This window comes from Pseudomonas sp. 1L-B-1-E-C1, assembly GCF_057291835.1.
The window spans coordinates 197828-211965 of sequence record NZ_JBXAWN010000008.1; the positions used below are offsets into that span (position 1 = coordinate 197828).

The 14138-nt window shown below is 60.9% G+C and carries 8 protein-coding genes; 7 read left to right on the forward strand and 1 reads right to left on the reverse strand.

The annotated features are described in order from the left end of the window. Positions 1-151 precede the first annotated feature (151 nt). The 7 genes from dgcB to AC0Z4S_RS15950 all read left to right on the forward strand — a co-directional run bounded on the left by dgcB (position 152) and on the right by AC0Z4S_RS15950 (position 12487). The gene (dgcB, locus tag AC0Z4S_RS15920; RefSeq protein ID WP_485623695.1) at positions 152-2101 is read left to right on the forward strand and encodes a dimethylglycine demethylation protein DgcB; all 1950 of its coding nucleotides are present in this window, start codon (positions 152-154) and stop codon (positions 2099-2101) included. Next, positions 2101-3321, forward strand: a complete 1221-nt coding sequence (etfA, locus tag AC0Z4S_RS15925; protein WP_485623696.1) for an electron transfer flavoprotein subunit alpha — start codon at positions 2101-2103, stop codon at positions 3319-3321. The genes dgcB and etfA overlap by 1 nt, the downstream gene beginning before the upstream one ends. A gap of 9 nt (positions 3322-3330) precedes the next feature. Continuing rightward, the gene (etfB, locus tag AC0Z4S_RS15930; RefSeq protein WP_485623697.1) at positions 3331-4101 is read left to right on the forward strand and encodes an electron transfer flavoprotein subunit beta; all 771 of its coding nucleotides are present in this window, start codon (positions 3331-3333) and stop codon (positions 4099-4101) included. A gap of 131 nt (positions 4102-4232) precedes the next feature. After that, positions 4233-4799, forward strand: coding sequence for a GNAT family N-acetyltransferase (locus AC0Z4S_RS15935; RefSeq protein WP_485623698.1), 567 nt, complete (start codon positions 4233-4235; stop codon positions 4797-4799). 959 nt (positions 4800-5758) lie between these two features. Beyond that, entirely contained in the window at positions 5759-9211 is a 3453-nt protein-coding gene (locus AC0Z4S_RS15940) for a GMC family oxidoreductase N-terminal domain-containing protein (protein WP_485623699.1), read from the forward strand. A 137-nt stretch (positions 9212-9348) separates the two neighbouring features. Then, entirely contained in the window at positions 9349-11217 is a 1869-nt protein-coding gene (locus AC0Z4S_RS15945) for a c-type cytochrome (protein WP_485623771.1), read from the forward strand. Between the two features lie 25 nt (positions 11218-11242). Then, complete coding sequence (locus AC0Z4S_RS15950) at positions 11243-12487, forward strand: metallophosphoesterase family protein (protein ID WP_485623700.1); 1245 nt, start codon at positions 11243-11245, stop codon at positions 12485-12487. A gap of 97 nt (positions 12488-12584) precedes the next feature. Here the strand turns inward: AC0Z4S_RS15950 and gbcA are convergent, their stop codons facing one another. Next, positions 12585-13880 (reverse strand): glycine-betaine demethylase subunit GbcA, encoded by a 1296-nt coding sequence (gene gbcA, locus AC0Z4S_RS15955; protein ID WP_039757637.1) that lies wholly within the window; start codon positions 13878-13880, stop codon positions 12585-12587. Positions 13881-14138: the final 258 nt, after the last annotated feature.

The window sequence follows — 14138 nt, forward strand, 5'->3', positions numbered from 1 at the left end:
ACCCTGTGGGAGCGAGCTTGCTCGCGAAAGCGGTGGATCAGTCGACATCGATGTTGAATGTCAGTCCGCCTTCGCGAGCAAGCTCGCTCCCACAGTGACCGAGTAAGGCAACTCGACCTGCAAGACCCTGCGGTCTTTGGGAGCAACACCTATGTTGAACACCCTTCTTCCAATCCTGTTGTTCGCAGCCATCGGCCTCGCTGCCCTCGGCGCGTTGCGGCGGATGAACATGTGGCGCCGGGGGCGGGCGGCGAAGGTCGATCTGCTCGGCGGTCTGCTGGCCATGCCCAAGCGCTACATGGTCGACCTGCACCACGTCGTCGCGCGGGACAAATACATTGCCAATACCCACGTCGCCACGGCGGGCGGTGCGGTGGCGTCGATCGTGCTGGCCATTCTGGTGCACGGCTTCGGCCTGCATAACCGCATCCTCGGCTATGCCTTGCTGCTGATGTCGGCGGTGATGTTCGTCGGCGCGATCTTCATGTACCTGCGCCGCGTCAATCCGCCTGCGCGTCTGTCGAAAGGCCCGTGGATGCGCTTGCCGAAAAGCCTGCTGGCGTTCTCGGCGTCGTTTTTCCTGGTGACCCTGCCGGTCGCCGGGATCCTGCCGGAAAACTTCGGCGGCTGGCTGCTCGCAGTCATCCTCGGTGTTGGCGTGCTGTGGGGCGTATCGGAGCTGTTCTTCGGCATGACCTGGGGCGGGCCGATGAAACACGCCTTTGCCGGTGCTCTGCACCTGGCCTGGCACCGTCGCCCGGAACGTTTTGGTGGCGGGCGCTCGACCGGTTTGAAACCGCTGGACCTGAATAATCCCGATGCGCCATTGGGCGTGGAAAAACCCAAGGATTTCACCTGGAACCAGCTGCTCGGTTTCGATGCCTGCGTGCAGTGCGGCAAGTGCGAAGCGGCTTGCCCGGCCTTCGCCGCCGGCCAGCCGCTGAACCCGAAAAAACTGATTCAGGACATGGTCGTCGGCCTCGCCGGCGGCACTGACGCGAAATTTGCCGGCAGCCCATACCCAGGCAAACCGATCGGCGAGCATGGCGGCAATCCGCATCAACCGATCGTCAACGGTCTGGTCGATGCCGAAACCCTGTGGTCGTGCACCACCTGCCGCGCCTGCGTCGAGGAATGCCCGATGATGATCGAGCACGTCGATGCGATCGTCGACATGCGCCGTCACCTGACCCTGGAAAAAGGCGCGACGCCGAACAAGGGCGCCGAAGTCCTCGAAAACCTGATCGCCACCGACAACCCCGGCGGTTTCGCCCCGGGCGGGCGGATGAACTGGGCGGCGGATCTGAACCTCAATCTGCTCAGCGAAAAGAAATCCACCGACGTGCTGTTCTGGGTCGGCGATGGTGCCTTCGACATGCGTAACCAGCGCACCCTGCGTGCCTTCGTCAAAGTGCTGAAAGCGGCAAAAATCGACTTCGCCGTGCTCGGTCTCGAAGAGCGTGACAGCGGCGACGTCGCCCGCCGTCTCGGCGACGAAGCAACGTTCCAGCAGCTCGCCAAACGCAATATCCAGACGTTGGCCAAATACAGCTTCAACCGCATCGTCACCTGCGATCCGCACAGTTTCCATGTGCTGAAAAACGAGTACGGCGCGTTCGACGGCAATTACTTGGTGCAGCACCACAGCACCTACATGGCCGAGATCATTCAGGCCGGTGCGCTCAACCTCGGTCAGCACAAAGGCAACAGCGTGACCTATCACGATCCGTGCTACCTGGGCCGCTACAACGGCGAGTACGAAGCACCGCGAGAAGTGCTGCGTGCCCTCGGCATCGAAGTCAAAGAGATGCAACGGTCCGGTTTCCGCTCGCGCTGCTGCGGCGGCGGGGGCGGCGCGCCGATCACCGACATTCCGGGAAAACAGCGCATCCCCGACATGCGCATGGAAGACATCCGCGAAACCGGCGCCGAGCTGGTGGCGGTGGGTTGTCCACAGTGCACGGCGATGCTCGAAGGCGTGGTCGAACCGCGTCCGCTGATCAAGGACATCGCCGAACTGGTCGCCGACGCCTTGCTCGAAGACGCCGCGCCAAGCAAGCCTGCCACGCCGGCCAAACGTGAACCTGCGGAGGTGCACTGATGAGCGACATTATCCGCCGCGACCCGCGCGCCGAATGGATTGCGCGCAACCGCCTGCACCCGCTGCACGCGGCGATGCAGCCGGCGCAGCACAGTTGGATGGGGCCCAATGGCGTCATCCGCAAGAATCTGCACGGCATGGGTTTTATCGGCCCTAACGGCATCAAACGCATTGACCGCAGCGGCGCGCAGCAGGGTGGGGCGGTCAAACGCTCGGCCACGGTCGAAGTGCAGTTGCCGCTGCAAAAGATACTGGCCCCGGCGTTTTACATCAGCGTGGTGCCGGATATGGTCGGCGGCCGCCTGAGCAGCCACGACCGCGATCTGCTCGGCCTCGCTCATCAGTTGGCCGGCACCGACGGCGCGGTGCTCGCTGTGGTCTTCGGTGAGCACAAGGAAAGCACGTTCGAAACCGCCGGCGTCGATCGCCTGCTGGTGCTCGAAGGCGAGCAGTTTAGCGGTTATGCACCGGAACAACGGGTGCAGGGTTTGCGCGCTGTGGATAACCAGTTCAACCCGCGTCACTGGTTGCTGCCGGACAGCCGCAGCGGCGGCGGTGAACTCGGCCGGCGCTTTGCCGCAGCCTTGGGCGAACGCCCGGCTACACGGGTCTGGCAGGTCAAGGATCAGGAATGCATCGGCCGCGCCGGTGCCGGGTTGCAGGACCTCGCGCGTCCGGTCGCACGGTTGATTCTCGCCGCCGCCGAATGCGCAGATCCGGTCAGCGAAACCCGTCACGAAGCGTTACCGGTGGAGTTATCCACAAGCGTCGCGCGCAGCCTGTCGCGAATCGAAGATCTCGGCGCGGTGGCGGTGGATCCGGCGGCGATCCCGATGGCCGAGGCCGAGTTCATTTTCTCCGGCGGCAATGGCGTGAAGGACTGGGCGTTGTTTCATGAAACGGCGGCAGCCCTCGGCGCTACCGAAGGCGCGTCGCGGGTGGCGGTGGACGATGGCTTCATGGCCCGTGATCGCCAGGTTGGCGCGTCCGGCACCTGGGTCACCGCGCGGGTCTATGTGGCTGTGGGTATCTCCGGAGCGATCCAGCATCTGCAAGGCATTGGCGCCTGCGACAAGGTGGTCGCGATCAATCTTGATCCGGGTTGCGACATGATCAAACGCGCCGACCTCTCGGTGATCGGCGAAAGCGCAGAGATTCTGCAAGCGTTGATCGAAGCGGTCGCGGCTTACCGCAACGAAGCCAAGCGCGATGCGGCTTAAGGAAACGCTATGAACACAAACGTTATCAGTCTGGTTTCAATCGGCGCTCACCCGACTTCCGGCCGCCCGCGCCGCGCCGATCAGGATGCCCGCGCAGTGGAACTGGGCCTGCAACTGGCTGGGAATAACCTGCAAGTGCTGCACGCCGGCGACGTCGCCGAACCGGCATTGCGCGCCTATCTGGGCATGGGCCTGGAACAGCTGCATGTACTGGAGCAACCCGCTGGCGCCGACGCCTTGCCGGCGCTGACCGAGTATCTGCGCGATGCCGGGGCGCAGGTGGTGCTGACCGGCAGTCAGGCGGAAACCGGTGAAGGCTCGGGGATGTTGCCGTTCCTGCTGGCGGAAGGTCTGGGCTGGCCGCTGGTGGTGGGCCTGGCGCAGGTCGAATCGATCAATGATGGTTCGGCGCTGGTTCTGCAAGCGTTGCCGCGTGGGCAGCGGCGGCGCCTGAAGGTCAAATTGCCGTTTCTGGCCACTGTGGATAACGCCGCGCCGAAGCCTCGACAGAGCGCCTATGGCCCGGCGCGGCGAGGGATTCTGGAGGCTGATGAGGTTGAAGTCGTCGACGATGAGCTCTTGTCTGTCGCCACTCTGCAACCGGCCAAACCACGGCCCAAACGCCTGAAAGTGATCAAAGCCAAAAGCGGCGCCGACCGCATGAAGGCTGCGACCGCCAAAGCCAGTGGCGGCGGCGGGCAAGTGCTCAAGGGCGTCACCCCACAGGCCGGTGCCGAAGCGATCCTCAAGTTGCTGATCGAGGAAGGCGTGGTCCGCTGACCCCCGCAACCAATGCTCGTAGGGGCGGGCCGACAGCTGTCATTGGTTGACACGAAAAACCTGGCGCTTCTGTTTGCGGCCGGTTTCAAACGCAGGGTAAAAAGCCACTCACCCCACAAGGAGTCAACTGAATGACCGTCAAGTTTCGCCCTGCCCGGCGCTCGGATGCGCGCGACATTGCGCGTCTGTTTCAGATTTCCTCGGAAGGCGCCTCGGATTACATCTGGAGCCAGTTGGCGGAGCCTGGGGAGGCGCTGCTGGATGTCGGCGAGCGCCGTTATGCCCGCGTCGATGTGGATTTCTCCTGGCAGAACTGCATGGTCGCCGAGGCCGAAGACCGGGTCGTTGGCATGATGCACAGTTATGCGATGCGCGAGGATCCCGAGCCGACGCCGTCCACTGATCCGGTGCTGGCACCGTACGCCGATATGGAAGTGCCCGATTCGTTGTACATCTCCAGCCTGGCCCTGCATGAAGACTGGCGCAATCGGGGCCTGGGTGTGCAGTTCCTCGCGCATGCTCAGGCGCGCGCTGATCAGATGGCGCTAAACGGCCTGAGTCTGATTGACTACGCGGCCAACACCGGTGCGCGGCGATTTTATGAGCGCCATGGCTTCCGCATCATCAAGACTTGCCAGGTCACGCCGCATCCGCTGATTCGGGTAACCGGAGAAGCCTACCTGATGCACCGCGCTTAGCGTTGGGTTATCCACCGGACAGCGGTTACGCACAATCCCTGTTGGTCAGTCTGTGGATAACGTGTTCGCCCTTCATCACAGCTCCCGTAAACCGTGGTCTGCAGCCCGCAGATCAAAAAACAACCAACCTAACTTACGGTTTTTACGAGGTTTTTCTGCGGCATAGCGCCACAAGTTGCCCCCAATCTCTGTTGGTGCTTCTGTGGATAAGATGTTCGTTGCCCGCTGGGAGCCTTATAAACCAAGCCCTGTACGTGATTGTTCAATATTTGATCGCTTTGCGCTTTTCAGCCTTGAATTCATCTGTAAGCCCTGGTTATTCGCAGGTTTGAGCATTTTTCCACAGGCGCTGCAAAGTTACCCCCGAACTCTGTTGGCGCTTCTGTGGATAACGTGTTCGCTATCCTCCACAGGCCGTTAAAATCATGGCTTGCAAAGATATGATTAAAAAATGATCAATGTCCCCCGCAACCGCCTGTTCTGCATAAGTCACGATTTTTCTTTGTAAATCAGCACGATAATCTTCGGCTCATCCACAGTTACCCCCATTTGCTGTGGGTGGCTATGTGGATAACTTGTTCGCCAAACCCTGCAAGCCCCAGCCTGCTTAGTCCAAACGGCAATTGATTACATTTCATACAGTTCTAAGAAGCGACCTTGACTTCGATTCCTGCGATGTCTTCACTGCAATGGCACAAGGACAGCCGTCATTTATCCACATCAGGTTCTGGGAGAACGCATGATGGATAGCCAGCCGCACCGCCCCCCGCCCTCGCCACGCAAGCGCACGCTCCGACGCGCCGCCAATCAGCACGCTCGCCTGTAGCGCGCCATACCCGCCAGACCGTTCAGACCGTTGTGCTGTCGCCGGATTTGCTCCGGTGGCCAAGTGCCCGTTCGCCCATTGATTGCAGGCAACCGCAGAGTTGCCCCATCTGCCTGATTAGAGGAACCACTTCATGACACGGATCGCAACGCCCATCAGCGAGATCAAGGAACACTACGATGTGATTGTCATTGGTTCAGGCTACGGCGGCGGTATTGCTGCCTCGCGCCTGTCCCGTGCCGGCAAGCGTGTGTGCCTGCTCGAACGCGGTCGGGAAATCCAGCCCGGCGAATACCCCAACACCATGATTGCCGCCACTGAAGAGCTGCAGGTGCATGACCCGGACGGGCATATCGGTTCGCGCACCGGTTTGTTCGATCTGCATGTGAACGCCCAGCAAAACGTCGTGGTCGGTTGCGGCCTCGGCGGCACGTCGCTGATCAATGCCAACGTTGCCCTCGAGCCGGAGCCCGGCGTATTCGATGATCCACGCTGGCCGCAAGCGGTGCGTGAACACCGTGATACGTTGCTCAAGGACGGTTACGCCCGCGCCCGGGAGATGCTCAAGCCCAACCCTTACCCGAGCACTGCACCGAACCTGCCGAAACTCGACGCCAACAAGAAGTCCGCCGATTACCTCCAGCAGGGTGCGCATTTCTACAAACCGCCGATCAACGTGACCTTCGACAAACTGCCGAACAATCTCAACCACGTCGGCGTCGAGCAACTGCCGTGCAACCAGTGCGGCGACTGCGTTTCGGGCTGTAACAACAAAGCCAAGAACACCACGCTGATGAACTATCTGCCGGACGCCTGGAACCACGGCGCGGAGATTTTCTGTCAGGCCGAAGTGCGGCATCTGGAGCGCAACGGTGATGGCTGGATCGTGCACTTCCAGTACCTGGACAGTGGTCGCGAGTTGTTCAGCGCACCGACGTTGTTCGTGAAGGCCGACATCGTTGTGGTTTCCGCCGGTACCCTCGGCTCCACGGAAATTCTTTTGCGCTCGCGCGACAAAGGTGTGGCGATGTCCGGCCAGCTCGGCGAGAACATGAGCGGCAACGGCGACATCCTCGGCTTCGGCCACAACTGCGAGCAGACCATCAACGGCATCGGTTTCGGTGCGCACCCGGCCAAGGAACTGCACCCGGTCGGCCCGTGCATCACCTCGGTCATCGACATGCGCACCGAAGGCGACTGGCGCAGTCGCATGGTCATCGAGGAAGGCTCGATCCCTGGCGCCCTCGGCCGACCGATGGTGCCGGCGATGGCCGGGTTTGCCGAGATGATCGGTGTCGCCACTGATGACAGTTTCAGCGGCAAGGTCAAATACAAGGAACGTGAAGCCGAAAGCTTCCTGCGCGGGCCGTACTACGGCGCACTGCACAACATGCAGACTTACCTGATCATGAGCCATGACAGTGGTCAGGGGCGGATGGTCCTCGACAGCAAGGATCAGCTGCGCATCGATTGGCCGGGTGTTGGCGAGCAGGAGAACTTCAAACTCGGCAACGAACGTTTGCACCAGAGCACCAAGGCATTGGGCGGGGTGTGGGTGGAGAACCCGATCTGGTCCAAACTGCTCAAGCACAGCATCGTTTCGGTACACCCGTTGGGCGGTTGCGTGATGGGCGAAGACGCGGCGCAAGGCGTGGTCAATCACAAGGGCCAGGTGTTCAGCGGCGCCAGTGGCAGCGATGTTTACGCCAATCTCTACGTGACCGATGGCGCGGTGATTCCGACCTCGCTGGCGGTCAACCCACTGCTGACCATCTCTGCCGTGAGTGAGCGCAACATGGGCCTGCTCGCCGCTGATCGTGGCTGGCAGATCGACTACACGTTGCCTTCCGCGCCGCGCAAACCGGTGGCGCCGCCCACCCTCGGCGTGCAGTTCACGGAAACCATGAAGGGCTATTTCTCCCGCGCCTTCATGGCGGCGCAGAGCACCGACCTGAAAGTTTATGAAGCGGCGGCCAAACGCGGAGAGGCGGACAACTCGCCGATCGACTTCACCCTGACGATCACCGCCAGCGACATGAACCGGATGATCAAGGAGCCGGAACACGCGGCGACCATTGTCGGCACGGTGAATGCCCCGGCACTGTCACCGCAGCCGCTGACCGCCAGCAACGGCGTGTTCAACCTGTTCGAACAATTCGAGCAGCAGGTCGATACGCGCCACATGAAATACGACATGAAACTGACCGCCGAGGACGGCAACGACTATTTCTTCAGCGCCTTCAAAACCGTGCCGGAAGACAACGGCGTGCTGAATATCTGGCACGACACCAGCACGCTGTACGTGACGCTCTACCGCGGGCCGGACAAGTCGGGCGAGGTGATCGGCTCGGGAGTGATGCACATTCACCCGACCGATTTCGCCAAGCAGATGACCACCATGAAAGTGCTCAATGCACGCAACGAGCGTGAGCGCATCGAAGGCCTGGCGCGGTTCGGCAAGTTCTTCGCCGGGATTCTCTGGGAGAGTTATGGCGGGGTGTTTGCCGGCGATATCTACTTCAACCCCGACGCGCCGCCACGGCTGAAACGACCGCTGGATGCGCCAGCCCCGACGGTGCATTTCTTCCCCACCGAGGATGGCGTCGAACTGCGTCTGACCCGTTATCAGGCCGGGAGCAAAGGGCCAGTGATGCTGGTGCATGGCTTGGGTGTCGGGTCGAATATCTTTTCCACCGATACCATCCAGACCAATCTGCTGGAGTACCTGTGCAAGCACGACTACGACGTGTGGTTGCTGGATTTTCGCGTGAGCATTTTGCTGCCGGCGAGCAAGAAGGAGTGGAACGGCGATCAGATCGCCCGATACGACTTCAAGGCGGCCATCGCGCAGATACAGCAGGAAACCCACGCCCGTGATGTGCAATGCGTGGTGCATTGCTACGGTGCAACGACCTTCTTCATGTCGCTGCTCGCCGGTTTGCAGGGCGTGCGTTCGGTGGTCTGCTCACAAATTGCCGCAGACACCGTGGTCGCCACCGCGACGGGTTTGAAAGCCGGATTGCACCTGCCGGGCATGCTCGATGCGATCGGCATCAAGTCGATGACCGCTTACGCCGACAGCAAGGAAAACTGGTTCAACAAACTCTACGACAAGGCCCTCAACGGCTACGCGCGGATCGAGGCGCAGGGTTACTGCACCAACCCGGTGTGCCACCGCATCACCTTCATGTACGCGTCGTTGTATCGCCACGACACCCTCAACGAAACCCTGCACGACAACCTGCACGAACTGTTCGGCGAATCGAATATCGAGACCTTCGAACATCTGGCGCTGATCGTGCGCAAAGGGCATCTGGTGGATTTCAAAGGCAACGATGTGTACATGCCGCACTTTGATCGGCTGACCATGCCGATCTGCTTTATCAGCGGCGCCGACAACCAGTGTTATCTGCCGGAAAGTACGCTCAAGACCTATCAGCGAGTGTGCGAAGTAAACGGGCCGGAGCGCTACAGCCGGCAGGTGGTGCCGGGCTACGGCCATATCGACTGCATGTTCGGCAAGAACGCGGTGGTCGATGTCTACCCGATCATCCTTGAACATCTGGAGAAAACCGCGCTCGGCTGACTTCAGACCGAGTCGACTGCATCGCGAGCAAGCTCGCTCCCACAGGGGCACGCATTCCAATTGTAGGAGTGAGCCTGCTCGCGATAGCGGTGTATCAGGCGCTGCATTTCTCCGGTCTGCACAAGGAAATGGATGACATGGACAGCTACATCCGCTGGTTTCAACGCTTCATCTGGATCGGCATTGCGATGAACATGGTGTTCGCCATCCCCGCGCTGTTCGCGCCGGGCTTGCTGACATCGGTGGTCGGGCTGCCGCCGCAACTCTCCGACCCGTGGCTGGAAAACGCCGGGATGCTGCTGGTCGGCATCAGCGTGTTGTACATGCCGTCGGGCTTCAACGCGCCGCGCTACGTGGTGCATTCCTGGCTGTGTGTGCTGACGCGATTGATCGCGGTGGTGTTCTGGATTTATCTGATCAACACCAGCATTCAAGGCTCGGTGTTCGTGCCGATGTTGATGGGCGATCTGAGCTTCTTTCTGATCCTCGGCATTTTGCTCTACCTCGGCACCACGCCGGCGAACCGGCCCTGGACCCTGCTGTGCGATGGCTGTCGCGAATGGCGCGCGGCGTGGCAGCGGCGATGGCAGAGTCACGCCTTCAAGGTCGGCACACTGGTGGTGGTCGCGGTGCTCGGCTTCATCGGTTACGAGACCTGGTATCAGATGCTCCGGGTCGTTCCTGAACAGGAGTATGCCTCCGACGAAGACCACTACAAGTACGCCGCCATTGGCCTCGGCATCGAAGCGCGCATTCCCTATTACCTGTTCGCGGTGCTGCCGCAAATGTGCCCGGAGAAGATGCCAAAACCCGGCGGCTGGGAGGTGTTCGGCTTCCTCTTTGAAAACGGCAAGGACCTGCCGATCGGCATGGCCAAACGGCAGATCGGCTACCCGACCGTCGAGCCGAACTGCGCGCTGTGCCACACCGGTTCCTACCGCGCCAATGCCAGCGACGTCGCCGTCAACGTGCCGAGCGCGCCGGCCAACACTCTGCAACTGCAAGCCTTCCAGTGGTTTGCCTACGATTGCGCCAGTGATCCGAAATTCACCACCGACGCGGTGATGGCGGCGATCAACGGAAAATTCCAGCTGGGCTTTTTCGAGAAACTCTACAACCGCTACCTGATCATGCCGATGGCTAAAAGCGCCTTGCTCAAGCAGAAGCAGGCCTACGCCTGGCAGAAGCTGCGCCCGCAACAGGGGCCGGGCCGCACCGATACCTTCAACCCGACGAAAATGGTGGTGTTCGGCTTCCCGGATGACTCGACCATCGGCACCGTCGACCTGCCACAAGTGTGGAACCAGAAACCCAGGGAATCGATGTACCTGCACTGGGATGGCAATAACAACAAGATCCACGAACGCAACTACGCCGCCGCGATGGCCGTGGGTGCGACGCCGGAATCGGTGCTGCCACCCAGCTTCAACCGCGTGACCAACTGGCTGCTCGGGCACAAGGCACCGGCGTGGCCGTGGGCGCTGGATCAGGCCAGGGTCGCCCGGGGCAAGCCGATCTGGGAGGCCAACTGCGCGGCTTGTCATGATTTTGGTCGTGCCGATACCGGCCAGGTCACCACCGAAATCGACCAGCTCGGCACCGATCCGCACCGGCTCGACTCGTTCACCACGGGGCTGGTCGCAGCATTCCACACCTTCAAGAAGCCGCCGTTCGACTTCGGCGCGTATCGCAAGACCCAGAGCTACAGCAACACGCCCACCGACGGCGTATGGTTGCGCGCGCCCTACCTGCACAACGGTTCGGTACCGACATTGTGGGACTTGCTGCAACCGCCGGAAAAACGTCCGCGGGTGTTCATCACCGGCTCGGACATCTACGACCCGGTCAACGTCGGTTTTGTCACCAGCGGCGCACAGGCCAAAGCCTCGGCGGACTTCAAATACGACACGCGCCTGGAGGGCAACCACAACAGCGGTCACCTGTACGGCACGACCTTGTCCGACGACGACAAACGCGCGTTGATCGAATTCATGAAAACCCTGTGAACCCTTACGGAGAGAGGATTACGCCATGTCACTGGTCAGTCATTGGGAACACGAATATGACAAGGTCAAATTGCGCATTCACGGCTTGTTGACGCGCATGGAAATGGCCTGGATGAAGCTCATCAGCGAGCTGGAGCCGCAGGAATTTCAGGCGATCATCAAGCTGTTGCAGCGCGGCCACGATCAGGCGCATTACGTGCTGAAAAACGGCGAATTGCCGACTGACGAGCCGGCGGTGCCGTGGGAGTTGGCCCATGGTCTGTCGATCCTGCGCATCGGCAATGCCACGCCGTTGCCGCAGTCCACCGATCAACTGGCGACCCGGGTGCTCAAGGATGGCAGCCTGCTCGGGTGTCGCAAGTGGGAACTGCTCGATCTGCTGTGGAGCGAGGCGCTGCTGAAGTGGATCGAAAACCTGCGCCATCACGCAACGTTCGGCACTGACCCGGCGGTGGTGCAAATGGATCGCGACGTGACCCTGGCGATTGCCGGCGACTGGGGCACCGGACCGTTCGACAGCCATGCGCCGGCGGTGTCGGTGGCCAACCAGATGCAACTGGCCCAGGCCGATTTCACCATTCATTTGGGCGATGTGTATTACGCCGGCAGTCATTCCCAGGAAGACGTCGACATGGCGGGTTGGCCGATGGGCACACACGGCTCGTTCACCCTCAACTCCAACCACGAGATGTACAGCGGCGCCCATGGCTACTTCAAGGAACTGGCCAGGCAATTTCCCGGACAACAGGGCACCAGTTATTTTGCCCTGATCAATGATGACTGGCTGGTGGTCGGGCTGGATTCTGCCTATGCGTCTGATGCGATGAATCTGTACATGGACGGCACCCTGAACGAGCCGCAGATCCAGTGGATGAAAGGTCTGCCGAAACGCAAAAAACTCATGGTGCTCAGTCATCATCAGGGCTTCGATATTTCCGGGCACCACAAGACGGCGCTGTATCAACCGGTGTGCGATGCGCTGGGGCGCGAGCCGGATTACTGGTATTGGGGGCATCTGCACAACGGCATCGTCTATGCGCAGCAGGGCGGTCTGCATGCGCGCTGTGCCGGGCACGGGGCGATTCCCTATGGCAATTCCAGCGAACTGAACGGGCATGCGCGGGTGTTGTGGTCGGAGACCCAGGATGCCAACGACCCGGCGTATCCGCTGCGGGTGCTGAACGGGTACGCGAAAATCAGGCTGGTGGGGGAGGAGATTTTCGAGGAGTTTATTGGCGAGGATGGCAGTGTGAGGTGGTCATCCAAATGAGGCGGTGACTGGGCCGGCCTCTTCGCGAGCAGCCTCGCTCCCACAGGTGAAACGCATTCCAAATGTGGGAGCGAGCCTGCTCGCGAAGCTGTTGCTTTTAGCCCTGGACCGGCACGCCTTTGAGGTAAGGCGCAGGCTCGGCGCCGAGGTTGTTCAGCATCCGCTCGCTGTACCAGTCGACGAAGTTGACCACGCCGAATTCATAAGTCTTGGAGTAAGGCCCTGGCTGGTAAGCGGTGGAATTGATCCCGCGCTGGTTTTCCTCAGCCAGACGCCGGTCCTGATCGTTGGTCGCGTCCCACACCTGGCGCATGCGCTCGACGTCGTAATCGACACCTTCCACCGCGTCCTTGTGCACCAGCCACTTGGTGGTGACCATGGTTTCCTGGGCGCTGATCGGCCACACGGTGAAGACGATGATGTGGTCGCCCATGCAGTGGTTCCACGAGTGCGGCAGGTGCAGGATGCGCATCGAGCCCAGGTCCGGGTTCTTGATCCGGCCCATCAACTTCGCGCAGCCTTGTTTGCCGTCGAGGGTCATCGACACGGTGCCCTTGAGCAGCGGCATGCGCACGATGCGGTTGCGCAGGCCGAAACTGGCGTGGGCGTAAGGGATCTTTTCCGCTTCCCAGGCAGCGGCGGACGCGGCGACGTGATCCTTGAACGCCTGATCGGCACGCGGGTCGGTGACGTCGTCCCATTCCAGCAGGGTTTTCAACAGTTCCGGGTGCGACGCGTTGCAGTGGTAGCACTCGCGGTTGTTTTCCAGCACCAGTTTCCAGTTGGCCTTCTCCATCAAGGTGGTGGTGATCGCCACCTTGGTGTTCTCCATGTCGTACGGTTCCATGTAATGGTTGAGCGTCGACAGGAAGTCATCGATGGCCGGCGGGTTTTCCGCCAGGCTGATGAAGATGTAGCCGCCAGCGGTTTTCACGTTCACCGGCTTCAGGCCGTACTGCTTCATGTCGAAGTCGGCGCCCATTTCGGTGCCGGCGAACAGCAGGCGACCGTCCAGCTCGTAGGTCCACTGGTGGTAATGGCAGACCAGTTTGGCGACCTTGCCTTTTTCACTGGTGCACAGGCGCGAGCCACGGTGGCGGCAGACGTTGTGGAACGCGTGCACCACGCCTTCGGCGCCACGAATGACAATGATCGGGTTTTTGCCGATCTGCAGGGTCAGGTAGTTGCCTTTGGCCGGGATCTCGCAGGTCATGCCGGCGATCAACCATTCCTTCTGGAAGATCTCCTGCATGTCGATATCGAACAGCCGCTCATCGCTGTAGAACGGTTGCGGCAGGGAAAAGGTGCGCTCGCGCTCCTGAAGCATTTGCGCGGTGGCCTTGCGTGCGGGTTCCAGCGGATCGCCCAGGCTGATTTTTGCGGTGACGTCCATCGATGTAATCCTCATGGCCCTCTGCGTGGCCGGCGAAAGTGGCTGATCAGGTGTGCTGCAAAACGGTTGCTACGCAAGGTGTAAAGAAGTCGTCTTGTGTTGGGGCGAGTGTGGGGCCGGCGCTGGGCGGAACCTTATCCATGCGCGACATGGTGCAATCTGTTCCCGACGCGCAAGCCCCGGTGTTCAAGGGCTGGTCGCGATAAGTATGTCAATGTCGCGGATAGGTAAACGCGCGCTCTGCGCTATACGCAGAAT